The 22,896-nt window shown below is 35.0% G+C and carries 27 protein-coding genes; 7 read left to right on the top strand and 20 right to left on the bottom strand.

The window, feature by feature from the left end; genetic code table 11:
* Nucleotides 1–32: 32 nt before the first annotated feature.
* Nucleotides 33–494, bottom strand: coding sequence for an endonuclease domain-containing protein (locus tag OLM53_RS14570; protein WP_319799852.1), 462 nt, complete (start codon nt 492–494; stop codon nt 33–35).
* Between the two features lie 316 nt (nt 495–810).
* Here OLM53_RS14570 and OLM53_RS14565 point away from each other — a divergent pair, with 316 nt between their 5' ends.
* The 5 genes from OLM53_RS14565 to OLM53_RS14545 all read left to right on the top strand — a co-directional run bounded on the left by OLM53_RS14565 (nt 811) and on the right by OLM53_RS14545 (nt 4,410).
* Entirely contained in the window at nt 811–1,737 is a 927-nt protein-coding gene (locus tag OLM53_RS14565; protein ID WP_264520957.1) for a PfkB family carbohydrate kinase, read from the top strand.
* On the top strand, nt 1,730–2,632 hold the full coding sequence (locus OLM53_RS14560) for a pseudouridine-5'-phosphate glycosidase (protein ID WP_264520956.1): 903 nt from the start codon (nt 1,730–1,732) through the stop codon (nt 2,630–2,632). Before OLM53_RS14565 ends, OLM53_RS14560 begins: the two co-directional genes overlap by 8 nt.
* A 529-nt stretch (nt 2,633–3,161) precedes the next feature.
* Nucleotides 3,162–3,317 (top strand): hypothetical protein, encoded by a 156-nt coding sequence (locus OLM53_RS14555; RefSeq protein ID WP_264520955.1) that lies wholly within the window; start codon nt 3,162–3,164, stop codon nt 3,315–3,317.
* A gap of 31 nt (nt 3,318–3,348) precedes the next feature.
* Entirely contained in the window at nt 3,349–3,786 is a 438-nt protein-coding gene (locus tag OLM53_RS14550) for a glycoside hydrolase family 19 protein (RefSeq protein ID WP_264520954.1), read from the top strand.
* Nucleotides 3,787–4,065: 279 nt separating this feature from the next.
* On the top strand, nt 4,066–4,410 hold the full coding sequence (locus tag OLM53_RS14545; protein ID WP_264520953.1) for a DUF5763 domain-containing protein: 345 nt from the start codon (nt 4,066–4,068) through the stop codon (nt 4,408–4,410).
* 23 nt (nt 4,411–4,433) lie between these two features.
* On the opposite strand, the gene OLM53_RS14540 is transcribed toward OLM53_RS14545, so the two are convergent.
* From OLM53_RS14540 to OLM53_RS14460, 18 genes are all read right to left on the bottom strand, one after another.
* On the bottom strand, nt 4,434–4,817 hold the full coding sequence (locus tag OLM53_RS14540; RefSeq protein WP_264520952.1) for a hypothetical protein: 384 nt from the start codon (nt 4,815–4,817) through the stop codon (nt 4,434–4,436).
* Nucleotides 4,818–4,896: 79 nt separating this feature from the next.
* On the bottom strand, nt 4,897–5,700 hold the full coding sequence (locus tag OLM53_RS14535) for an endonuclease/exonuclease/phosphatase family protein (protein WP_264520951.1): 804 nt from the start codon (nt 5,698–5,700) through the stop codon (nt 4,897–4,899).
* A 39-nt stretch (nt 5,701–5,739) separates the two neighbouring features.
* Nucleotides 5,740–6,297, bottom strand: coding sequence for a hypothetical protein (locus OLM53_RS14530; RefSeq protein ID WP_264520950.1), 558 nt, complete (start codon nt 6,295–6,297; stop codon nt 5,740–5,742).
* Between the two features lie 120 nt (nt 6,298–6,417).
* Nucleotides 6,418–6,606 carry a hypothetical protein gene (locus OLM53_RS14525; RefSeq protein ID WP_264520949.1) on the bottom strand — a complete coding sequence of 63 codons (189 nt, stop codon included), beginning with the start codon at nt 6,604–6,606 and terminating at the stop codon, nt 6,418–6,420.
* A gap of 10 nt (nt 6,607–6,616) precedes the next feature.
* Complete coding sequence (locus OLM53_RS14520) at nt 6,617–7,027, bottom strand: molecular chaperone DnaJ (protein WP_264520948.1); 411 nt, start codon at nt 7,025–7,027, stop codon at nt 6,617–6,619.
* 7 nt (nt 7,028–7,034) lie between these two features.
* Nucleotides 7,035–7,430 carry a hypothetical protein gene (locus tag OLM53_RS14515; protein ID WP_264520947.1) on the bottom strand — a complete coding sequence of 132 codons (396 nt, stop codon included), beginning with the start codon at nt 7,428–7,430 and terminating at the stop codon, nt 7,035–7,037.
* Nucleotides 7,431–7,511: 81 nt separating this feature from the next.
* On the bottom strand, nt 7,512–7,940 hold the full coding sequence (locus tag OLM53_RS14510; protein ID WP_264520946.1) for a hypothetical protein: 429 nt from the start codon (nt 7,938–7,940) through the stop codon (nt 7,512–7,514).
* A 187-nt stretch (nt 7,941–8,127) separates the two neighbouring features.
* Complete coding sequence (locus OLM53_RS14505) at nt 8,128–9,069, bottom strand: hypothetical protein (RefSeq protein WP_264520945.1); 942 nt, start codon at nt 9,067–9,069, stop codon at nt 8,128–8,130.
* A 6-nt stretch (nt 9,070–9,075) separates the two neighbouring features.
* The gene (locus OLM53_RS14500; protein WP_264520944.1) at nt 9,076–9,981 is read right to left on the bottom strand and encodes a DUF6175 family protein; all 906 of its coding nucleotides are present in this window, start codon (nt 9,979–9,981) and stop codon (nt 9,076–9,078) included.
* Nucleotides 9,982–9,991: 10 nt separating this feature from the next.
* Nucleotides 9,992–10,465, bottom strand: a complete 474-nt coding sequence (locus OLM53_RS14495) for a hypothetical protein (RefSeq protein ID WP_264520943.1) — start codon at nt 10,463–10,465, stop codon at nt 9,992–9,994.
* 3 nt (nt 10,466–10,468) lie between these two features.
* Complete coding sequence (locus tag OLM53_RS14490) at nt 10,469–11,299, bottom strand: penicillin-binding protein activator LpoB (RefSeq protein WP_264520942.1); 831 nt, start codon at nt 11,297–11,299, stop codon at nt 10,469–10,471.
* A gap of 5 nt (nt 11,300–11,304) precedes the next feature.
* Nucleotides 11,305–11,889, bottom strand: coding sequence for a hypothetical protein (locus tag OLM53_RS14485; RefSeq protein ID WP_264520941.1), 585 nt, complete (start codon nt 11,887–11,889; stop codon nt 11,305–11,307).
* 248 nt (nt 11,890–12,137) lie between these two features.
* Nucleotides 12,138–12,344: a hypothetical protein gene (locus OLM53_RS14480; protein ID WP_264520940.1), complete on the bottom strand. Its 207-nt coding sequence runs from the start codon at nt 12,342–12,344 to the stop codon at nt 12,138–12,140.
* A 25-nt stretch (nt 12,345–12,369) separates the two neighbouring features.
* Complete coding sequence (locus OLM53_RS14475; RefSeq protein WP_264520939.1) at nt 12,370–13,173, bottom strand: hypothetical protein; 804 nt, start codon at nt 13,171–13,173, stop codon at nt 12,370–12,372.
* Nucleotides 13,174–13,257: 84 nt separating this feature from the next.
* A complete protein-coding gene (locus OLM53_RS14845; RefSeq protein ID WP_413614249.1) occupies nt 13,258–13,473 on the bottom strand; it encodes an HTH domain-containing protein in 216 nt (71 codons plus the stop codon).
* 155 nt (nt 13,474–13,628) lie between these two features.
* Entirely contained in the window at nt 13,629–14,303 is a 675-nt protein-coding gene (locus tag OLM53_RS14470; protein ID WP_264520938.1) for a response regulator, read from the bottom strand.
* The gene (locus tag OLM53_RS14465; RefSeq protein WP_264520937.1) at nt 14,304–15,941 is read right to left on the bottom strand and encodes an ATP-binding protein; all 1,638 of its coding nucleotides are present in this window, start codon (nt 15,939–15,941) and stop codon (nt 14,304–14,306) included.
* 57 nt (nt 15,942–15,998) lie between these two features.
* A complete protein-coding gene (locus OLM53_RS14460) occupies nt 15,999–16,175 on the bottom strand; it encodes a hypothetical protein (protein ID WP_264520936.1) in 177 nt (58 codons plus the stop codon).
* 336 nt (nt 16,176–16,511) lie between these two features.
* On the opposite strand from OLM53_RS14460, the gene OLM53_RS14455 reads away from it, so the two are divergent.
* Together OLM53_RS14455 and OLM53_RS14450 are read left to right on the top strand one after the other, a co-directional pair.
* The gene (locus tag OLM53_RS14455) at nt 16,512–17,348 is read left to right on the top strand and encodes a hypothetical protein (RefSeq protein WP_264520935.1); all 837 of its coding nucleotides are present in this window, start codon (nt 16,512–16,514) and stop codon (nt 17,346–17,348) included.
* Nucleotides 17,349–17,483: 135 nt separating this feature from the next.
* Nucleotides 17,484–18,206, top strand: coding sequence for a hypothetical protein (locus OLM53_RS14450; protein WP_264520934.1), 723 nt, complete (start codon nt 17,484–17,486; stop codon nt 18,204–18,206).
* 292 nt (nt 18,207–18,498) lie between these two features.
* On the opposite strand, the gene OLM53_RS14445 is transcribed toward OLM53_RS14450, so the two are convergent.
* Nucleotides 18,499–22,893: a T9SS type A sorting domain-containing protein gene (locus OLM53_RS14445; protein WP_264520933.1), complete on the bottom strand. Its 4,395-nt coding sequence runs from the start codon at nt 22,891–22,893 to the stop codon at nt 18,499–18,501.
* Nucleotides 22,894–22,896: the final 3 nt, after the last annotated feature.

Below are 22,896 nucleotides of genomic sequence, written 5' to 3'. Positions count from 1 at the left end.
GGGGTGGTTGGCGAAGTGGTTACTGTTGTCAGCTAAAGTTCCTGTTTAAAACATTTTCTAATCTCCTCTATTACCCCGTCTAAATTCTCAAATACTTGTTTGTTTTCAAAACGCACCACTTTAATATTGAAATAAGCTAAAAACAAATCCCTTTCTTGATCATACTGTTGAGCTATTTCATTGTTGTGAACTTCACCATCTAATTCTATGGCTAAAGCTTCACTTGGACAATAAAAATCAACAATATAATTACCAATGCTGTGTTGTCTTCTGAACTTTCTGTTGCTAAGCTTAGCCTTTTGAAGTTCTTTCCATAAATAAGCTTCAGCTGGAGTGAGTTTGCTGCGTAACTGAGTTCGAAAAGTTTTTAAATGAGGTAGAGAATGAATAGATAAAATAGGATTAGTTATTGTAACCACCCCGTCCTTCGGACACCCCTCCTTGAAAAGGAGGGGAGCCTTATCCTCATTCTTCAAATCTATTTTCTTTTTCATGTAAGCTAGTTTATTTGTAGTAAAAATAATAAATAATTGTAAGAGAATAAGTATATGGAAAAAATTTGCATAAAGAGTAACCACCCCGTCATACACTTCGTTATGCCACCCCTCCTTGAAAAGGAGGGGAGCTTTACGAATATCATCTTTTTGCAATTAAGTTATAAAAAGAGCGATAGTGCACCCCTCCTTTTCAAGGAGGGGTGCCCGAAGGGCGGGGTGGTTTCTTAGTAGTACACTCTTCCTCTCTAAAGTCAACCCACAACTTATAACCTACAATTCCTAATTCGTAATTCGTAATTATTATCTTTGCTTCATGTCAAAATCCGTGTTGTGTATTGGAGCTACTTTGGTAGATGAGCTTTATTTCTGTGAGGGGAATATTGTGGCTCAGTCTTCTAATCCTGCTCATAAGGCTACTTGTATTGGTGGCGTGGTGAGTAATATTGTGCAGCATTTGGCTTTGCTGGAGGTGAAGGTGGGGTTACTTACGGCTTTAGGTTCTGATGCGGATGGGGAGTATATTAGAGCTTCTTTTGGTCAACTGGGAATTGACTTAAGTCAGGCGGTGACTATGGACGGAAGCACTGGGAAATATGTTTCTATACTGAACCCTGATGGGAACTTATATGTGGCTGTTTGTCAGGATATTAGTGATGTGGCGATTAGTATTCCGGTGTTGGAGGCTCGAGCCAATTATATCAAAGGCTTTGAGGTGTTGTTGATTGATACCAATTTGGCTACCTCCACTATTCAATGGCTTATCGACTTTGCTAGAACCAATCATCAAACCCTTATTATAGAACCGGTATCGGTGCCTAAAGCGGCTAAACTGGCTTCTTTGAACCTACACGGCGTTTATTTAATTACCCCTAACCAAGAGGAGCTTCAAGTGATGCATCCTTTGGCTATTCCCCAAGAACAAGAACAACTCGATGCTTTACAACAACGAGGCGTATCCCATATCTGGCTTCGTAAAGGCAGTCACGGTTCGGTGATGCATCAAGCGGAAAACAGTATTACCTTGGGCGTATCCCCTATTACTATTGTGGATAGTACTGGAGCGGGTGATGCGGCCTTGGCGGGTTGGTTGCTGGGGTTCTTGCAAAACGAGGACGAACAGACCTGCTTACAATTGGGGCACACCCTAGCCTTTGAAATCCTTCAGCAAAAAGGCACCATTGATGCGACCATTACTAAAGAAAAATTATATACCTTAAAGTCTATTTATTACCATGATTAATTATATCAAAATACACCCCGAAGTCAAACATGCGCTTGAGAATAACCTGCCTGTAGTGGCTTTAGAATCGACTATTATCTCGCATGGGATGCCTTGGCCTCAGAATGCGGTTACGGCTAAATCGGTAGAAGCTGTCGTAAGAGAACATGGCGCGATACCGGCTACGATTGCTATTAAAGACGGCTGCTGTTTGGTGGGTTTGTCTTCTGACGATATTGATTATTTCGGTCAAGCCCAAGGAGTATGGAAAGTCAGCTTACGCGATATGCCGTATGTGATTGCCAATAAACTTCCAGGAGCAACTACAGTAGCAGCGACTATGCGGATTGCTTCAATGGTAGGGATTAAGATCTTTGCTACTGGCGGAATTGGTGGGGTTCATCGTGGCGCTGAAACTACTATGGACATCTCAGCCGACTTAACCGAAATGGCCCAAACCAACGTGGCGGTTGTAGCCGCTGGCGTGAAATCGATTTTAGATATTGGACTTACCTTGGAGTATCTGGAAACTATGGGGGTTCCTGTAGTGACTTATGGGCAGGATGAATTCCCGAGCTTTTACTCTTCTAAAAGTGGGTTTGCCTCTCCGTTACGCTTAGACACCCCCCTAGCCTTTGCCCAATTATTGAAAGCCAAATGGGATTTAGGACTCAACGGCTCGGTCTTAATAGCCAATCCTATTCCAGCCGAATATGAAATGGAACCGACTGAAATAGAGCAACACATCACACAAGCCTTAGCCGATGCTGCTAAGCAAAACATCAAAGGGAAAGAAGTGACGCCGTTTATCCTGCAACACATTGCCTCGCATACCCAAGGAGAAAGCTTAGAAGCGAATATTGCTTTGATAAAGCATAATGCTAGAGTGGCATCGGAGATTGCGAGGGAGATGTGATTAGTAATTAGTGACTAGTGATTGGCTACTGCTGTTTATAGATGGTGATAGTTTTTAGTTTTAAACCTGACTGGTTTTAAAAACCAGTCAGGTTTCTTTTTTAGAACTACTTTGGTGTAACAGCCCTTCCTACTATGCTAAAGTAATTAAAACCATGCTATAAAAGTAACCACCCCGTCATACACTTCGTTATGCAATTAAGTTATAAAAAGAGCGATAGTGCTCCCCTCCTTTTGAAGGAGGGGTGCCCGAAGGGCGGGGTGGTTACTGTTGTCAGCTAAAGTTCTTTTATAAACAGTAACTATTTCGCCATTACTTATTTACAAACCATAAAAATTTCTCTTTTCCTAATTGTTACAAATTAATTTCCTACTTTATTCCTAGTGCTTCAAAAGAGAATCACCACTACCACAATTTTATTTGTTTGCTTTTATTGATTTCCCCACAGAAATTGATAAGGTGGATTTTGCCTTGAGTGGGTTACGCTTTAGGCGCACAAATCTTGTATTCATTTAAAAACTATACTATTATGCAACTAACCGAAGACCAACTAAAGAAAATAATGCCTCAAGCCAGAATGCAATTATTAGAAATGTTTTTGGCCGAGTTTCAAGTACAATTCCCGAAATACCAAATCGATACTCCGTTACGACTGGCGGCTTTTTTGGCACAAGGGGGAACATGAAAGTGGAGAGTTACGAGAGCTAGTGGAAATTATGTATTACTCGACTTCCCAACGCTTGATGGCGATTTGGCCAACACGTTTTAAAACGGTAGAAAGCACCCTTCCCTATTTAAAGAACCCTGAGAAATTAGGCAATTTTGTTTATGCTAACCTCATGGGCAATGGTACTCCAGCCAGTGGTGATGGTTTTCGCTATCGTGGTAGAGGTTGGTTTAATGGTACGGGGAAAGATTTTTATAAAAAAATGACAACTTTGAGTAAACACGATTTTGTAGCCCATCCGGATGATATGGCGGTGCCTAAATTTGCTGTATTGTCGGCTTGTGAAGAATGGAAGGAGAATAATTTAAACGCGCTAGCAGATAAAGAAGAGTTTACCAAAATCACCAAGATTATTAACGGAGTGTTAATTAGCTTGCAAAGTAGACTGGTGCATTATCATAAAGCTAGAGCGTTTTTTGGGGTTTGAGTTAGTTGTTATATGTTCTAGGTTGTGGGTTTGTCTAATAGAGGGCTTTACTGCTAAGGGACTACCCACAGACGAAGTATCAGGATAAACTACTATACAATAAATTGAATAACAATACGAAAATTGATTACGATCTCGAATGAGGAATATGTTTATTGGATGTAATTTCTTGATTGCAAATACAATAAATATGGAGCAAGTGCTTTCTGTTGCCTTTATTTTACTACCTTAGCTTTACTACTAAAAACAAATCCTGGTGATTTTTTTTACTGTAATAAGATGTATAAATATCTAATCGTAGTTTTATTTTTTTCTTTAACTGCAAACGCCCAAAAGATTTATAAGACCCCTTCTGGTGCAAAGTATCATTTGGGTAGTTGTAGAATGGTTAACAATGTGTCGGAGGAACTATCTTTTGAAAAGGCGGCTGAACTTGGGTTGACCCCTTGTAAAATATGCAAACCACAGCATTATAATACATTGGGATTCAAGGCTTCCACAAACAGAGCTCAAGGGCAAAGTCAAACGGTTCAGTGTAAAGGAATAACAAAAAAAGGCACAAGATGCAAACACATGACTAGCATCGCCAATGGATATTGTTTTCAGCATAATCCTGCTAATTGAAAATAGTTGAAGTTTCTAAATACTTAATCTGCCTCTAGTTCATACTCATTACCATCATTGTCTGTTGCTTTCAGTTTGCCATAACCATCCCATTCCACTTTTACTTCTATTTCATTTCCATCGTCATCATTCAGTATACCTTCTCCATATTTATCTTGCATGGTAACATTTCCAGTAACCTCATCACCGTCTTGATTCGTTCCTGATACATCATAGTTGTACTGATAATCACCCGATGTTCCTGTGCGATGTTCATATTTGTAGGTGGTGTCTGTATGATAGGTCTCTTCAACTACAGCTTCTGAATGTGGAGTAAAACCTTGTGGTTCTTCTTGAGGCTGATTTTCTGGATTGCTTTTGCAAGCAACAAAAAATAGTAATAGTATATAAAAGTAACTGTTTTTCATACCTCCGTTATTATGTTAAACATCATTATATCAATAATTATTTCGTTCTAAAAAGCTAATTCAACCACTTGGTGATTGACTAGTTAGGTAATAATTCGACTGCAATTGGAATATGGTCTGAAATTTTCCTTGCTTCTTTTAGGGTGGGAAATGATTTGTAAAAATAAAGGACTTTGGGATTGGAAAGCGTCACTTTTGAGGACTGAAACCAAATGTTGTCAAATTCGGAAGCAAGGCAATCTTCCCCTTTGCATTCTTTCCTCAGGGAAGTTTTCTGCTTTTCAAAAGCATTTTTCCATCCCATTTTCCTCAACGGATTAAAAACCGTATGTGATTGGGGGCAATTGAAATCACCTAAGAATACAAGGTTTACGTTTGGGTATTCAGCTGGTAAAAACTTAAAATATTTGATTTCGGTTTCTGGTTGTTTGCTTTTGGTTATGGCGTGAAAGTTGACTAAAGTGATTTGTTTACTCTTATATTCAAAAGTGGCATAATAGGGTTCTCGGTCGATTTCGAGATGGTATTTCTTTTCAAGCCAAGGTTTGCCAATTAGCTTTATGCTTGCCGTCTTCCAAAGAAAAGCATAGCGCTCTGTTTTATAGGATGAACTACTCGTTGGGTCACTTATAACATAGTCCCATTTGGCTCCTTTTCTGTTTAGTTCCTCTGCCAATCTTGCAACAGCTTGGGAGCCACCATAACCAGCCACTACTTCCTGAATGGCAATTATGTCATATTCCTTAATGGTATTGGCAATAAAGCTTATCGTAGTATCTGATTTTGATTTGCCAAAGTTCTCGAGGTTCCAAGAGAGGGTTTTGAGTTGAGCGTGGACAACTACTGTTAGTATAAGAAATAGTAAGAGTAGTTTGGTTTTCATTAAAGTATTCTCTTTTTATTATCTCAAATTTAATCGAAATTATTTAAGTTGCTCAATTTTGCTTTTAGCTTCTTCAAAAGCATTTAGAATTAATTCAGCATTGTCTATAAAAACCGTGTTGTCTGAACCATATTTTTCAAGTTTTAAATACCAATTAATTTTTCCTTTACTAATATAATATCCAACTTTAAATCCATCAACAGTTGTGAATTTATTTTCTAAATAGTCTGGATTTGAAGCTAAATCATTTTCTACTTCTTGTTTTAATGTTTTGACTGCTTTGATTACCTCCATTAAATCAAGGTATTCGATTGATGCTGTTGAATTACTATACTGCCCTGATTTTTCAATTTGAAAAAAATAACTTGACACTGTACCTGAAATAATTTTTCTAACTCTAGTTTCGATCTTTCCGCCATATGAAATTTTTATTCCTTGAAGATTATAATCCAAGAATTTTACTATTGACCCGGTTTTGGATGTAAATGCATCCATTTTTGTTTTTATTGGTTCGGATTCTTTCTTTGTATCTTGCGCGAAAGATGTCAATGTTCCTATAAGCAAGAAGAGCAAAAGTGTTTTTGATTTTTTTATCATATTGATTTATTGGCTAATTATAAATTATAGTAATTTTCAAAATATTATTCAAAGTCTAACAAAATTTCAGCTTATTAATTAAATTCAGTTTGTTTTACCAATTCATTTCTAAAAGAGATTTTAATTTTTATCCCAATTAGTAATTGGTTTTAAACAGTTTATCCAAATCATTGCGACAATTGGAAGCATAAATCCAAAAAAGCCCCAACCTCCTGAATCTCTATTTAATTCTTTTGCTTTGCTTGAACAAACAACAGCGCCAACAATTCTTAAAATCAATTGTATAATTAATAATGCACCTGGTTCCATATTTTATTATTTAAAAATTAATATTTAATTCATTAATTGCCCTAAGTTTTAAAGCGTTTAATTTTTCAAAATTTCTTTCATTTTTTGTGATCTCCTGAAAAATTTCTTCTGCTACTTTTTGCTTAGAGTCATTTATAAATTTATCTGGATGGCATTTCTTACTCAACTCTTTATATAAAGTTCTCGAATTATGAATGCTATTAATAAGATTATCCATATCAACATTACTCTTCTTTGAATTTTTAATATTTTTTGTTTCCAAATCAGAGAGTGTAGAAACTTTCATTTTTCGTTTTAGTTTATGTATCAAAAAAAGAATTACTGCTAGTTCAACTATCGCAATCCAAAACCACACTGAATTAAAGAGTGTTATTTTTTCGACTAGAATAATTTTTTTATTTGAATCAATTGGTGAAATCATATAGTATCTATGTTAAAATTCCGCTTAAATTTGAATAATCCATTAATTTCCATTTACAACCATTGAAGCCAGCATTGTCATGAACTTCTAAAGTATCCCATCCCAAAGAAATAAGTTTTCTAACTAATTCATCATTATCTAAAACTACTTTACCAACTTCTATTAACTCACTTTTACTTAATGCCCTACCTGACAGCGCCTTAATTCTAAAACCACCTGCCATCCATTTTGAAAAAGCGTGCCTATAGTCACTTTCTCCATATGTTATTTTTGCTTCAAGTAAAGTTGGTGCTATTCCTGAAATGAATGCATTTTTTGCAGCGCGATTAAAATCACGTATTAGTTTAAAACGTTCTCCCATTTCACCAAACCAATCAGCGATAACCATAATTTTATGCCACATATTTATTGCCTTTTTGAAAGTTTATTATTTGGTTAGAAATATTCTAATATATTTAATCTATTTATTGGTAACTACAGTTTTTTATTCTTTAATAAAAACTGTATTTCCCCAAGCGTCTTTTTTGTATGTTCCAAGTTTATTTCCTTCATTATCGTATACAGCCGTATTTCCCCATGCATCATTTTTATATACATATTTGGTATTTCCGCTATTGTCTTGTTGGATAGTATTTCCCCAAGCGTCTTTCTTCTGTACTGAAGTTGTATTTCCATTATTATCTTGCTGGATAGTGTTGCCCCACGCATCTTTTTTTTGTGTAGTAATTGTATTTCCTCTATTATCTACCCAAACTTTATTACCCCAGGCATCAGTTTTCTGAGTGGCAATAGTTTGTCCATTAACATCTACTGCTACAATATTACCCCAAGCGTCATTCTTATATGTAATATTTTGAGCCAAGGAAATTTTTGAAAATGATAGAAATACAAATAAAAAGACTAATTTTTTCATAATGTTTTTTTTGGGTATATGTAAATTATTTTAAATTATTACTAACTTTTTTTAGTAGATATTCCACGTTTATAATTTCAATTTGGTTGCTCGTGTTAAAGCGATATAGCACACACTATTAAAGTTAGCTTAACTGAATAAGTTGCAATGAATTTTATTGCGCTATAAAAAGACATTCTGTTAGCTATTACTTAACTATCAAAGTATAATTCAAATTATTACTTTGACTTTTATAATAAGAAACTGCGATATCCTTGATGGCGTTTATCCTTTGTTTTTCCAACCCTACAGAATCGTTATATTGCTTCATTTGGAAATCCCATAGTTTTTTTTCTTCAGCATTTACTTTGGTCTCAATAGTTTTTGCAAGATTTTGAGCTTCTTTATAACAAGGTGAAGCGGGATCTATATCTGACAAAATGTTTAGTGTTTCTACATAATTGTTAGTTGCGATAGTATTTTTTGCCAGTTGCATTTGTTTGGTACAATTCTTTTTCTGAAATCCTTTGTAGGCTTCGAGTGCCGTTGCCTGAACCTGAGTATGACAGCTAACAGCATCTGGAACAGACATAAGTAAACCAAAGGCTTCTTCAAATTGCTGCTTCTTAATCAAATTCTCTGATTTTTTAATGATATCAGCACATTTTGCTTCGTAATACGCTATGATTTTGGTTTTACTTTTATCGATGAATATTTTATAGTCTGGATCGTTTACTGCAATTTTGGTTATTGCGTTTGTTATTGCTAATTCCTTACTGCTTGCGCTTCCGCTTATTTTTTTACTGACAGAAGAGAACAGTATATTGCTGTCTACCTGCTTTATAAAAAGACTTAACTCCACATTCACAACAGTTATGTTTTGCATTCCACCTTCGACAACGTTGGTTTCATTGACAGCCAACTTTGGATAAATCACAAAGTTGTTGTCATAACCAGAATCAGACAAACCTGAAAGTGTTACGATTTGGGAAATCTTTGTGTCTAGTTTTGCCAATTGGGAGTCATCTAAATTTTCCATTACTTCTGGCATGACTACCGAAAGAGAAATTTTGCCGATTTCATTAGTTAATTGAGCTTTTGATGTAAAAGAAAAAAGCGTAGCGATTAGTATAAAATAAATGTATTTCATTTTTATTTATTTAATTGTTATATAAATTGTACTGCTTTTAACATCTTTAGCTGGTTGTAAGCCCAAGCCTTTGAAAAATTTAAAAATTTCGAGCGCAAATTTGTTTGGATTGTAATTATTACCTGTAGTTTGGTCCTTCAATGGAATTTTGACATCGTCTAAGATCATTCTCGTATCGGTTGTCCCTTGGATGTGATAATTGTTTTTAAACGCATTTTTTTCCATCCATACTTCAATCTGATCGGAAAGAGGTAACCCATCTGAGCCTATCTCTGATGACATTTTATACTGCGAACCAGCATCAAAACTGATATCAACGATAACCGATTTCCCATTATTTACAATATCTGTAAATTTGGTCTGCATTACATTTAGGAAATCCTCAATACAACTTTCAACTGCTTTTGAAGCCAGCTTGTTATAATCTTCAGTGTAAAACCTACCACTCTCTCCAACTTTATTCGATAATGAATTTCCTGTTGATGCTTCATAACCAGTTAAAATTAGTTTTACAGCATTACCAGAACTTGCGTTGTCAACTATTACTTCTGCCTGTACATAAACATCAGCACCAGACATCTGAATAATCTGAGCCTTAATGTCTGTTTGATTATCCGAAGTAAAAATATTGTTGTCTTTAGCGGCTTTTAATTTTGCTATAAAATCTACTGTTGTAAAACCTCTACTGTCAAAACCTTCTTTTATTTTGGTTATTGCAATTCGTTTGTTTGGGTCGTTTTCTAAAACAGTACGCAAATCTTCACCCTCTTTTGTATAGGGGATTACCATTATTTTGGGTTGCACTGTTACTACCTGACCGCCACTGTTGGTCGACGCAATTTGGCTGAATATATTATTTGAAATGCATAGCATCAGCAGTACAGCATTATATTTTATGGCTTTATATATCATAAGGTGTATTTTAAAATCCAAACTTGCGGATTACATTGTTTTGTTCCAAGTCCTTTCGTAAGGCAACCAAGTTAATTTTTACATCGACGGCTATGCTTTTTGAACCTCCATTTTGTTTTGCAAAAGCACTGACTGGAATACTTGACATTATGAATGTTTTGTATCTTTTCTGATTATAAAACTTTTCGAAATAGACTTTGTTTTTTCCTATTTCAGCTGATTCATCAGTTCCAATTAAGGCTGTTTTTTGTTCCGATTCAGGAAGGCCTCTAAAAAGTATAACGTTAATGGCTTGCTTTTCAGCATTTCCAATTGCTTCCTGTTCGTTCTTTCCGTAACCGATTGCCCTTATCGTAATATATCCTTCTTTACCAGAAACATAATTTGCTTCGGAAGTTGGTACTATTTTATTACTGCAGCTACTAATGGTTATAAGGAACAATAAAATAAGTAAAAGACTTGTTTTATTAAATAGGGTTTTCATTTACTATTTTAGTATTAGTTTACAAGTTAATTTTTCTGCAGCGTTAAATCTGGAAAGAATTTCCTTCCCTCCATCAGAAACAGTACATTCTGAAAAATCATCCCCTGCAATTTTGCTTATTTTTAATTCGCCTATCTGAGATGGATATGGTTTGCCGTCAATCATTTCATTTTTTTCAACGGTTAGTTTATCGCCTTCCTTAAAACCAAATTCCTTTCCTCCAGAAATTAAAATAGTCAAGGCCGTTTCCTTTTTTATGGTTAGGATTTTACAAATCTTAGTTGTTAGTGGGAATGTTTTTATAAAATAGGCTATTAATTTGGGCTCAACTGATTTTAATGCTTCGTTTACGGCACTTTCAGGGGATAACATTAAAGGACTTACATCGGTCTGAAAGCTCTCGGCTTCAGTAGTTTTTCCAGATTCTACCTCATTTACTTTCAACGTAAAAGAGATACTTGATTTGTAGCCATTAACACTTCCATCACTGTTTTTAATCGCGTAAATACTCATTTTTAGAATATTGCCGACAATCATGTTTTCAGCTGCTAGAGCCACATCCTGCTTAACGGTGTTTTTACTATCCAGAAAAGCCTCTGACTTTTGGAATTCTAGTTCCTGTTTGAGTTTATCATAACTGGTTCTGTCAACTACCGTAAAGCGTTTTGAATTAGTAACTACTTGGACTACCTTTTCAGCAACAGCACCAGAATACTTAGAATTAACTTCTGAAGTAAATGCTGCGACTCCTAAAATTGGTTTTGCAGGTGATTGCGAATGCACTAAAAACACATTCGTAAGCAGAAGCAATAAAAGAGAGTTTAAATTTCTCATACTGCTTAATAGTTTCCGGAGGATTTCAGAGTTGCAATTAGGTTACTGATCACTTTTAGGTTTAACTTCAATTCCGGTAAAACCAACGCCATGACTTCTTTAGAAAAGTTTAAAGATTTTGTAGCTTTAGGAGCCTGCATCAATCCAGCGCTCTTGATATCAGATGATGCAGAGGCTACTAATGCAGATGAAGCGGTAACAATTTCAATCTGGCTAGCAATATTAGATGCCAATTTAGTAAGTTCATCCATTGTTGGCTTTTTAACCGTTACGTCTGTAACTCCATCTACTGATTCACCAACTGTTCTTTTATACATTTCAGGAACAAGAGTATTAATTTCTTTAGTTGAAACTAGCATCTTAGTAGAATTTACTGCCAGCTGATCAATGCTTGAAATCCCAGAAACTTTTGGTTCGGTTAATTTTTCAAATTTAGCTTTTCGCTCTTCTGCTTCTTTTGATTTCATTTCCGCTTTTAAAACTTCTCTTTCCGCCTTTAATTCATCTGGTGTTTTCTGAGCAAGACAGTTTTGGTTCATTATTAAAATCAATCCAAGAAAAAATGCTGTTTGGTAAATTTTTTTTGACATGTTATTTTAGTTTTTGTTTTGTCCTACTCTTTTGGCTTTTCGGTTACTCCTCGTTTTTTTTAGTGATTTCTGAACTTCACTCTCTTTTAATAATTATTTTTTTAAAACATAACAATTTTACAATTCCACTCTGCAACCAGAATGCAGTTTCTTAGTTTTTATTAACAATTAATTATATACTTTAGTGTTTGCGACCGAGATAGAATACCACAAACCATCCCGGAGCAAACACTTCTGCTATACTGTATTTAACTGGTGTGACATTCTGACGAACAGGTTTTACATCCGTTGGATTGTGGGTAGGTCTTTTTTGCTTTTTCTACCGCTGCTTTGCAGTTTTTAAAAAGGCCTAAATATTGTCTGTTTATAAAATTTGGCAAGTACTCACATACACTTGTATGTACTTCGTGGTCACCATTTTTTTGTGGATTGATATTAACGTAGTATAAGTTCATTCTTTTTCTTGTGGATAATTAGTAATTAGTATTTCCAAGTATCAGCTTGTGATTTAGAGTAAGTGAGGTAAAATTTATCGGGAGCACTGTTTATAAAAACATTGGTGATTCCTCCTCCTTTTTGATTACAAAAAGCATTCTTTTCCTCTCTGAAAGCATTCTTTTCGGCAATATTTGTTATTTCTGAAACGTAGAAATCATTTTTTACCTTGTTCGTTTTATCTCCGAGTTTATAGGTGATGCTATTGTAAAACTTTATAGGAGAAGAATCTTCGGAGAAAGCTTTATAGCTGGTTTGTTTTGCAGTAGGGAATCGCAATAAATCGCAATCTCTAATAACGGTTTGATTAATGTTAAATTCCGAAACCTTCTTGGAGGATTTAGGAGGGATAGCCACAACTTTAGCTTCTACAATCTGAACTCCGCTTGTACTATTTGTAGCTATTGTATTAGATGTGTAGGACGATAATGCTAGCCAACCCAATTGCGAAAACCCTGTAGTTTTTGAAGTATTTGTTGCTGTATTACTTGAGTTGCTATAGATTCTGTTTTGATAATAATCATATGCATTACCATTGATTACATAAAAACTTTCATCCAATTGAAGGTAGATAACCTCGTTAGTTTTGTTGTAAAATGTGAAACCAGGATTTCCATTGTTTGCCCAAAGATTATAACTTATTTTACAATTGTTATCCTCAAAAACAATAATGTTCCCTGATGGTTTAACTGTTTCGGATGTAGTTTTATACACCTGATAGTAGTAGGTGCTTACTGTTTTACATGATGTTAAAAAGCACAATAGTACGAATAGCGTAATTTTTTTCATTTTATTTGATTATTAGAATTAGTAATCAAACTTAAACTCAATAAAAATCAATTCTATACGGAAAACCGTAAAGACATAAAAAAACTACCCCTTGAAATTCAATTCACATTCCCTTTCGTAACGGTATTTTTTATTTTGGGAATCGTAAGTTATAGGAGCATTGAGTTCTGTTTTCATAAAAGTGATATAATTATAAACCGTGCGCACAGAAATCCCTAATCTCTCCGAAAGATCTTCTGAATTACCTGCTCGCTTGGCTTTAATTAGCTCGTGAATTTTTATGATGACTCTTATATCCAAAACAGTACAATTTTAAACATTAGGTCTGCAATCAAAATGCAGTATTACTATTTTGTAAACTTAAAGTGATGAAAGAAGTATTCCTTACGGAAAACCGTAAGAAATATAAAGAGGTGTATGAGATTCTTCCTTTGTCAGAATGACAAGACTGTAGGTTAAGCTATTCCTAAGTCTTTGGCAATTGCAATAAGATGCACGGTATTGTTAGCTCTGAAGTGGTCTTTGAGTTTACCTAATCTTTTTTCGATAGTACTTTTGCTGTTGGGGGTTATACCCAGTTCTTTGAATCTGACTTCGAGTTCATCTTGAGTCACTCCTATGGACAATTCTTGTATTATCTTAATATCGTAATCATCTATTTCAAGTGTCGTTTTGTCTTTAACTATATACTGTAAATTGGGTGAGAGATATATTTGGTCGTTCTCTTCTATTACTGAAATAGCTTTTTTAAGTTGGTCGATACTATTCCTTCCTTTGTGAACATAAGCATTGATTTTACAGTTGTCGAATAATGATTTTATTTTGAAGCTTTTATCTTCAACGGAATACACAATGATTTTTAATTGGGGTAATAATCCTCTAATTTGCGCAATGGCTTCTTCACCTGTTTTGATTTTAACCTCGCGATAGTCCGGTTCAAAGGAAAGGTCAGAAATGAATAAATCATAAGGCTCTTTCTCTGCAATTGATTTTTTAATTTTTAGTAGCGCATCATCACAATATTTAACATGATCGACTTGGGTTATGCCAAAATCGCTTACTGCCTTTATTACAGAAAGAAAAATACTGTCAATATCTTCGGCAACTAAAACTTTTTTAAATAGGCTCATCTATTTGGGTATTTGGATAGTAACTCTAAAACCTTTGCTGGTTTTACTGTCAAAATTAAAAGTTCCTTTCAAGGCTTTAATACGGTTTTCCGCATTTTGAAGTCCTTTTTTAGAGAATGTAGTAGGGTCAATGCCTTTTCCGTTGTCTGAATATTTTATTTCTAAGGATTTGGAAGTATTTTCAAAACTAAGTGCCACCAAGTTAGCTTCACTGTGTTTTTTCATGTTGACCAATAGTTCTTGCAGCACACGATATACGGCATACTTGGTTTCTTTATTCACTTTGTTCCAATCAATAACGGAGGCATTTTTTACAATAATATTGACTTCATTAGAGTTAAAACTATTTATTAATTCTAACAACTCTTTACTGTAAGATGCATCTGTTTTAATTTCACTATTGGATTGTGATATATCTCTTGCCTTTGCATAAATAGCATCTAAATTTTCAACTAAAACCTCTCTATTTAAAGGATTTTTAAGATCTTGGTTTTCCGCATAATTCATGGCTTGAAATACATCATTGGCTAATTCATCATGAATTTTTTTAGCGATTCTATGCTCGGTTTCATATACCGAGGCTTCTAACTTCTTCCTATTCCTTTTTCGAATATACCAGAATACTAGCATGGCCAAGAAAACAATTATTGCTACTGTAAAAAAGGCAAACTGCATTTTGCTCTTGTATTTCTTTTCATTTTCGATTGCTTTTTTGGAATCAAATCTGATTTTGGCAAACTGATTTTTAGCTGAATTTCGGCTTGTAGTCAGACTATCATTTATTTTTAAAAAGTCGGTTATATATTTTTTTGCGGCTTGCGGCTCACTACTTTGTATTAAGTATTTCAGGGATTCGAGTTTATCGTCAGGGTTATTTACTTGCTTTGCGGCGTTGAGCGCATTAAGCGCAAACTGGCTTGACTTTTTTTTATCCTTATCCCTAAAAAACTCCGCCAAGTGAGTGTTGGTTTGAATGCTTCCCATGACATCCTTTAGACTGTCTGTTACTTGATATGATTTTAAAAGATTAGCATAGGCTTCGGGACGGTTTAACTTATATTGTGAATACCCAAGGTTATTGAGGATTAAGGCATCATCCTGTTTTCGGTTATGCTTATTTAATAATGGTTTTAGTATTACTATGGCCTTTTCATGCTGATTTTTCTCTTGGTAAATCAAACCGATATTGTTTCTAGCAAGCGTTCTTGCTATAGTATCTTTAAAACTTTTTGAGGCTTTTTGATAGTATAACAGCGCATCATCCCATTTTTTCTGTTTATCAAAAGCCACCGCCATCATATTATAAAGGTAGGGTTTGTACACGGAACCTTTATAATTAGCCAATGCTTCGGTTAACGTTTCTTCACTTCCGTAGAAATCGCCCACATGTTGCTGAATGGTTGCAATTTGTAAGAGGGCATAGGTATAATCTTCCCCCTCTTTACTATAACAAATTTCCTTGGCGCGGTTGTAATAGTAAAATGCGCTATCCAGTTGCACTTTTTTATCAAAGAACCCATCCGCTTTATCGATTAAGGTCAAATACTTTTCCCCATCTTCTTTTACAGGATTGGTACAAGAACCTAGACAGCAAAGGATAAAAAATAAAATCGGGGAATATACTTTTTTACGTAACATTCCCCGAAGTTATTAAATAAATGTTAGACACAAAATTTGAATCTAACTTTTATACACTTATCCTCCTAATCCTGTCCCAGGTGGTTTTGGAGGTGGTGGTATCCCTTGTCCTCCTGTATCATCTGCTTGGATGGTTGTTGCAGCAGGTGCAGTATCGGAAACCGAATCGGTTGTACAAGATGTCATTATGGAAGATGACAGGATAAAAAATGATAAAAAAAGTATTTTTTTCATGATTTTAAGAATTAAAAATTGGACATAGTTGTGGCTGTTCGGGTGCTGCCCGAAGCCGTTGCATAGCGAAAAATCTATGCGGTTTTTTGAGTACTCGGTACTCTTTTTTTGGGAAGTAAGTGTGCTGCTACAGAACCGTTTTCTTATACTTCCCGAATAAAAATTCCGTCCTGTATAGCGACACTTTTTAAGAAGTAGTTTTGTACATTTGTTCTATCGCGATGTAGAACAAGAACTAATTCTGAAGCAAAGGAATGGGGTTTTTGTATGAGTGTTTACAAGGAATTCCGGTATTTCCGATGATTCCGAAGATTTCCTTAAAAATCCTAACCAACTATGAAACAAAATGACTTTGAAGCCTACAAAAAAGCGGTAAAACTTCGTTATGAAGAAGAAAAGAATGGCAACTATTCAAGCTTTTTATGGCAACCTAGTAGGGCTAATTTGAGAAAGCTTTGTGTGGAAAGATTGAAAGAAAATCCAAGCTCAGATGACCTCAATAGTTTTAAAATTTTCATAGGATTTGAATTCAAACCTGAAAACAGCAATAAGTTAAAAGATGAAACAGATCGTTTCAGAACTATAGAGAATTTTTTAAAAGGAAGTTCTGATAGTAATGATGTAGAGGTAATAAATTTAGCCGCTATTTTAGTTGATTTCACGCCAAGACCTTATTTAAAATTTGTAAAAAGTTGCAAAGATGAAATAGATACAATAGGTGTTAACTTTTTAGAAAAAGAAGAACCCAAAACAGTAAAAACACCACCAGTACTACCTGAGAAAAATTTAAGTACTAAAAAGAAATTAATTATAGGGCTACTAGGTTTTACCGCTTTATTCTCTATCGGATATACTGCAAAAGATTTGGTCCTACCCACAAAAGAGTGTATGCAATGGCAAAGTGACCATTACGTATTAGTAGATTGTCAAAGTGAGAACAATGGTTTGTTTGCCTCTTCCCCTATTATTCCTTATGATGAAAATGCAGTAGCTTTGCATAAATTAATGGTTTGTGACACCACTACTTTTTTTGAAGGCGGTAAGGCAATAATTTGGTATTGTAAAGTTGGTCGCTTGCCTGAGTTTTTTGATGGCCCAGGATTACATCCTATAACTGGAAAAGCTTTGCGACCCGTAACCAATTATATTATTGGGAAGTATGTAAAAAAATAAAACCGCATTTACGGTTTTCCGCATCCCTACTCTAATTCGTATTGCTATTTTTAGCCGAAAAACTATTCAAACCTAATAAAAATGGAAATCGAGTATTAATATAATATAATTGATAAAAACCAAAACCTTATACAAATGAAAAAAATACTTTTAATACTTATTGTCATTACTTTACTATTCCCAAAACAAGCAAGAGCTCAGAATAATACTGCTACAGCAATAGCAGCTACAGTAGCTACTGCAGGACTAATAACAGCAGCAATATTGTCTTCAGAAGACATGAAAGAAAGAGCAGAGCTTAGAGCTACTCAGTGGGTTTTAGCTAATCATCCAGAATTTACCACATTTAATTTAGAGACATTTGATTTTAATGGTAAGAAGGCAAAAGATATGTCCACAACAACTGTGATATCTTTTAAAATTCAAGAATTTACACCTGTAATGAATCCAAAACTTGATGGTAAAAAATATGTTTTATTTTGTTTTACTAGCTATGGTTGGATAAGTGATCAGGGCATGGATTTTAGCAAAGTGAATTGGTACTTAATTGATGGTGAAGAATGGTTGAAAATGATGGTGACCTACACTAAAGTGTCCTCAGAAGAAAAAGACGAAAAAGTACTTAAAGAAACATTATTAGCTGGTGTAATTGAAAATAAAGGAATTAAAGTTAAAGGTAAAATGGTAATTCCATTTTATAAGTTAGATGGTGATAGCTATTTAGTTACAGATTACTCTTCAGATATGAAATTTGTTTATAATGAAAAGTCACTTTGTATTTTTTTAAAAAAGACTGGGGATTTAGTACAGATGAGAAGGCAAACTATTATTGATACTCATCTTTTCTTTTTCCCTTAAATTAATAAAAACATACTCGGATATTTTAAACATTATGAATGCGATTAGCATATTTCCTGAAAAGCTTTGCGACCGGTAACCAATTATATTATTGCGAAGTATGTTAAAAATAAAACTGTAATTACGGTTTACTATAAAATAGGTGTTGTAATTTTTTCACGTCATAAAGTATGTGATTTAATTTTAGTTTGCTTAGGAAAGTTGGCGGAAGGTGTTTTGTAATGGAAGGTTACAAAAATAAAAAAAGCGTTAACCAAATAAATGAATAACGCTTTTTAGAACTTATTTTAATTTATTCTTTTATAAATTTAAACACTTCTTTTTTATCATCTGACTCTATCTTAATAAAATAATTATTAGCGGGTAAGTTGGATAAATCAATTGTTATTTGATTAGCGTTTTGTGGAATTGAATTTATCAATTGTCCCAAAGTATTATATATAGTTGTTAGCTTAATAGTAGTGGCGGATTCTATATTTAATTTATCTTTAACAGGATTTGGATACAGTTTACATCCTACTGCTTCTATATCACTAGCTCCTAAATTATTTATAATTGTCAAGTTTGTTGTGTTAGCATCCTGAATTGTTAATGCATCGCCAGTTTGATTATTGGCTGCTTCAACCATAGCATTTACTTGAGTTTGCGTTAAAGCTGGCAAAGATGATTTGGTTTGTAATGTTACTTTAAATAATAACCCTTGCCCGTTTATAGCGGCATTAGCATATCTAGTCATCCCAATACTTAGCATTGAAGCGGATGCATAATTCAAAACCAAACAATCTGAACCAGTATTTCCAAAAATAGAACCAGTATAATCAATTACAGCAGTACTTAAATTAAAAACAGATTCATCAAAAATTAAATTAGTAGATATACCAAATAAATTATTTAATCCTCCAGTATTATTTATACTCACATTAAATGTAACTGTTTGAGGTAAAATAGCTGCATTTATAGTTGTACTACTTGGTGTTACTATTATATTCCCTGCAGCAGTCGTATTTTGTGTTAGTGAGGAGAAAACAGGATTTGTAGATGACATTTTAGAATGAAATTGATTCATATTATAACCTATGGCAGCTTGGTCTGCATTGTTAATTACTCCGTCTCCATTTGAGTCTGCAAATACCTTGAAAGCATCACCATTAGGAGTGCTATGATTATATCCCCAAAGTGTCGCAGGTTGGGCATTCCATTGAATAGTTGCGTTTGGTCTTGCCGTTCCTATTGCATTATAAAAATACCCAATAGGTAATAAATCGGCTGTTGATACTGTGTGGGAATTATTTAAATCTCCTGGCCATACGGCTATTTGATTGGAAAATGTATAACAGTTTTGGCCTTGATTATTCAGCCCACAAGATGTTCCTGATGAATTATAGGCACTTACATCATCTATGTAGAAACAAAAAACGGTTCCGTCAGGAATAGTAATATTCTTAGTTACAAAACGCAAGGTATAGTACAAACCACTTCCTGAATAACCAGATGACGGACCTACTTTAGTAATACCAAAATCTAAAACGCCGTTGGTTGCTGTAGGTGGTGTAGAAATTACATTGCCGCCAGAACCCAATAAAGTACTGGCTGTAAATCCTTGATAATCTAAATATTGATTCACTGCCGCATTTCCTTTGAGTTTCATATACAAACTATACAGATTTGTTGCGCCTGTTAATTGAACATCCACCGTTATGGTGTCAAACAAGCCAATAGTTGTATTAGAAGATGTAAGACTCAAATTACCAATGTTAGGTTGTGGTGTGACATTTACAATAAACGAAGTAGTTTGTGTACAACCATTACTATTTACAAAACTAGCAGTATAGGTAGTTGTAGCACTTGGATACACGACAGGGTTGGCAACAGTAGCTGAACTTATAGCTGTAGCTGGTGTCCATTGAATATTTGGTACCGTATTAAAAGTCCCATAGAGCTGTAAAGGAATCGCACTACCACTAGTGATAGTAGCATTAGTTGCAATAATACCATCAGCAGAAATGCTGGCCGTAGGAGTAGTTAGAATAACTATTGATGTTGACGTAGAAATGGCTGGACATCCTCCACTTGGTTGAATCGTATATGTTATAGTATAAGCCCCGGCAGTCGACAAACTAGGATTAATTGATCCTGTAACTGAATCTATTGATAATCCAGCTGTAGAACTATAGGTGCCACCAGCATAAGCTACATTACCTACTGCCGTGACTTGAACCGATGTTAATGATTTACAAAACGGATTACCAGAATACGTTATAGTACCAGTAGGTAAAGAAGTTACAGTAATAGTTTTAGATGCTATTGCTGTACACCCATAAGAACTTGTTGCAGTAACAGAATATGTTGTTGTTACTGATGGATTAACAGTGATTGTATCTGAAGTGCTACCATTACTCCATAAATAAGAACTGCCTCCAGAAGCTGTTAATGTTGTATTTGAACCAGAGCACACGAAGTTTGAACCAATAATAGAAACTTGTGGTATTGGATTATCAATTGTAAAAAAGCTAGTCGTAGTAGCTCCGCTACATCCCAAATAAGTTGTTTCTCTTACTGATATGGTATGAGTTCCTGGGGCTAAATTATTAAACTGTGTTGAGGATTGCCATGAGCCATTATCTACACTATATTCATATAACATAAATGGTCCGAAAGTGCCAACATCACTGTAATCCTCAGGATCAATAGCTGTCCAATCAGCAGGGTTCCAAGTTACACTTGGTACTGTTGCCGTTGGGAGTCTTTTATATACATATCCTGGTTGACCACTAGGGGTAAAATCAAATCCACTCGTTTCCCCCCATAAATCAACTTCAACATCACTACTTGTTGTTAATCTAATATTATCGTTGGTGTTTACTCCTCCAGTACCACTCAAAAATAGATTTGGAACAATACCACCTATGTTCATAGAACTTCCAATAGCAACTACAAAAACAGAATTATTCGCTAAGTTTCCTGACAATGGGTAATTCCAAGCAGGAGTGGAATTACCGTTATAATAGGCTTTTAATTTATAACTGCTTAAGTTTACACTTGCCCCAGTTCCATTAAATATTTCAATATAAGTTAAGGCACTAGCAGCGGCGTCTGTTACTTCAGAAATATATAAATCAGATGGGGTATTAGGAATACTAGAAATAGAAGAAAGCGGTGATGTGACCTGAAGTCCTCCTAATAGATTATTACACGTAGGTTGTTGAATTGCTATTGTGGGTGTTGTATTTATTACATTTACTGTTCTAGAACTTGTTGAAATGAATCCGCAAGAATCAGTTCCTGTTACAGTATATGTTGTTGTATTAATTGGGTTTACTGTTATTGAGCTTGAGTTACTGCCGTTGTTCCAAGAATATGAACTTACGCCAGAAGCTGTTAATGTTACATTTTGTCCATTACATAGTGCATTTGGCCCCGAAATGATGACATTTTGGTTTGGAATTACTGATACACTTAACGAGGCAGTTGATGTGCAACCTACCGAATTAGTTACTGTAACGGAATACTGTGTGCTTTGAGTTGGATTTATAGTTATTGAGTTCGTATTTTGTCCTCCATTCCATAAAAAATTTGTCCCTGCACTTGCTGATAAAGTAACACTTTGTCCAGTACAAACTGCAGCTGTCGTCGATGGAATAATGTTAACAATTGAAATATTTGAAGCAGAGCATAGTGTTATTTTTCTAATTCTATTATTTCCACTATCCGCTATATAAAGAATACCAGAATTAGTAATGCATATACCATTTGGAGATTTAAATTGCGCAATTGTGCCTGCGCCATCAATATAACCTGCGCTTGAACCGACAACTGTTGAAACTACTCCTGCGGGAGTTATTTTTCTAACTTTGTTATTGCTATTATCTGTAACATATAAACTTCCAGTTGCGTCAATACAAATTCCAGTTGGATAATTAAATTGGGCTATTGCACCAGCACCATCAACATAACCCCCAGCATAGCCTGCAATGGTAGACACGGTACCAGAGGGAGTGATTTTTCTAATTTTATTACTTCCATTGTCCACAACAAAGACATTTCCGGAAGCATCAACACAGATTCCCAATGGGGAATAAAATTTTGCAGCAGTACCAATACCGTCAGAATATCCAGCTATAGACCCTGCTAAAGTTGTAACTAGTCCTGCCGGAGAAATTTTCCTTATTCTGTGATTACCGTTATCTGTCACAAATACATTTCCAGTAGCATCAATACAAACTCCATGTGGAAAATTAAATTGAGCAGTAGTACCTAATCCATCTACTGAACCAGAGATAGAGCCTGCCAATGTGGAAACCACTCCGGCTGGGGTAATTTTTCGGATTCTATTATTTCCCCTATCGGCAACATAGATATTGCCAGAAGCATCTGAACAAACTCCAGTTGGACCATTAAATGACGCAGCGGTACCAGAACCATCGCTATATGCAGCAGAACCAGAACCTGCAAAGGTAGTAACTATTCCAGCTGCAGTAATTTTACGAATTACATTACCATTCCATTCCGCTACATAAATATTACCTGAAGGATCAACGCAAACTGCAGTGGGATTGTTAAATTGAGCTGCTGTTCCTGTTCCGTTGGTAGAGCCTGCAACTCCGGAACCCGCAAAAGTAGATACTACTTGAGCATTTGAAATTATTGCGCTAAAAAGGATGCTAGCAATAAGAATAATTTTTTTCATAAT

It is taken from the genome of Flavobacterium sp. N1994 (assembly GCF_025947145.1).
GTDB lineage: Bacteria > Bacteroidota > Bacteroidia > Flavobacteriales > Flavobacteriaceae > Flavobacterium.
The sequence above is the reverse complement of the archived record's forward strand: the minus strand, read 5'-3'. Positions and strand labels throughout refer to the sequence as shown.

Excerpts from the sequence above, each read along its gene's own strand:
- OLM53_RS14570 (WP_319799852.1), bottom strand. The coding sequence starts at position 494 with ATGAAAAAGAAAATAGATTTGAAGAATGAGGATAAGGCTCCCCTCCTT.
- OLM53_RS14565 (WP_264520957.1), top strand. The coding sequence starts at position 811 with ATGTCAAAATCCGTGTTGTGTATTGGAGCTACTTTGGTAGATGAGCTT.
- OLM53_RS14560 (WP_264520956.1), top strand. The coding sequence starts at position 1,730 with ATGATTAATTATATCAAAATACACCCCGAAGTCAAACATGCGCTTGAG.
- OLM53_RS14555 (WP_264520955.1), top strand. The coding sequence starts at position 3,162 with ATGCAACTAACCGAAGACCAACTAAAGAAAATAATGCCTCAAGCCAGA.
- OLM53_RS14550 (WP_264520954.1), top strand. The coding sequence starts at position 3,349 with ATGTATTACTCGACTTCCCAACGCTTGATGGCGATTTGGCCAACACGT.
- OLM53_RS14545 (WP_264520953.1), top strand. The coding sequence starts at position 4,066 with ATGTATAAATATCTAATCGTAGTTTTATTTTTTTCTTTAACTGCAAAC.
- OLM53_RS14540 (WP_264520952.1), bottom strand. The coding sequence starts at position 4,817 with ATGAAAAACAGTTACTTTTATATACTATTACTATTTTTTGTTGCTTGC.
- OLM53_RS14535 (WP_264520951.1), bottom strand. The coding sequence starts at position 5,700 with ATGAAAACCAAACTACTCTTACTATTTCTTATACTAACAGTAGTTGTC.
- OLM53_RS14530 (WP_264520950.1), bottom strand. The coding sequence starts at position 6,297 with ATGATAAAAAAATCAAAAACACTTTTGCTCTTCTTGCTTATAGGAACA.
- OLM53_RS14525 (WP_264520949.1), bottom strand. The coding sequence starts at position 6,606 with ATGGAACCAGGTGCATTATTAATTATACAATTGATTTTAAGAATTGTT.
- OLM53_RS14520 (WP_264520948.1), bottom strand. The coding sequence starts at position 7,027 with ATGATTTCACCAATTGATTCAAATAAAAAAATTATTCTAGTCGAAAAA.
- OLM53_RS14515 (WP_264520947.1), bottom strand. The coding sequence starts at position 7,430 with ATGTGGCATAAAATTATGGTTATCGCTGATTGGTTTGGTGAAATGGGA.
- OLM53_RS14510 (WP_264520946.1), bottom strand. The coding sequence starts at position 7,940 with ATGAAAAAATTAGTCTTTTTATTTGTATTTCTATCATTTTCAAAAATT.
- OLM53_RS14505 (WP_264520945.1), bottom strand. The coding sequence starts at position 9,069 with ATGAAATACATTTATTTTATACTAATCGCTACGCTTTTTTCTTTTACA.
- OLM53_RS14500 (WP_264520944.1), bottom strand. The coding sequence starts at position 9,981 with ATGATATATAAAGCCATAAAATATAATGCTGTACTGCTGATGCTATGC.
- OLM53_RS14495 (WP_264520943.1), bottom strand. The coding sequence starts at position 10,465 with ATGAAAACCCTATTTAATAAAACAAGTCTTTTACTTATTTTATTGTTC.
- OLM53_RS14490 (WP_264520942.1), bottom strand. The coding sequence starts at position 11,299 with ATGAGAAATTTAAACTCTCTTTTATTGCTTCTGCTTACGAATGTGTTT.
- OLM53_RS14485 (WP_264520941.1), bottom strand. The coding sequence starts at position 11,889 with ATGTCAAAAAAAATTTACCAAACAGCATTTTTTCTTGGATTGATTTTA.
- OLM53_RS14480 (WP_264520940.1), bottom strand. The coding sequence starts at position 12,344 with ATGAACTTATACTACGTTAATATCAATCCACAAAAAAATGGTGACCAC.
- OLM53_RS14475 (WP_264520939.1), bottom strand. The coding sequence starts at position 13,173 with ATGAAAAAAATTACGCTATTCGTACTATTGTGCTTTTTAACATCATGT.
- OLM53_RS14470 (WP_264520938.1), bottom strand. The coding sequence starts at position 14,303 with ATGAGCCTATTTAAAAAAGTTTTAGTTGCCGAAGATATTGACAGTATT.
- OLM53_RS14465 (WP_264520937.1), bottom strand. The coding sequence starts at position 15,941 with ATGTTACGTAAAAAAGTATATTCCCCGATTTTATTTTTTATCCTTTGC.
- OLM53_RS14460 (WP_264520936.1), bottom strand. The coding sequence starts at position 16,175 with ATGAAAAAAATACTTTTTTTATCATTTTTTATCCTGTCATCTTCCATA.
- OLM53_RS14455 (WP_264520935.1), top strand. The coding sequence starts at position 16,512 with ATGAAACAAAATGACTTTGAAGCCTACAAAAAAGCGGTAAAACTTCGT.
- OLM53_RS14450 (WP_264520934.1), top strand. The coding sequence starts at position 17,484 with ATGAAAAAAATACTTTTAATACTTATTGTCATTACTTTACTATTCCCA.
- OLM53_RS14445 (WP_264520933.1), bottom strand. The coding sequence starts at position 22,893 with ATGAAAAAAATTATTCTTATTGCTAGCATCCTTTTTAGCGCAATAATT.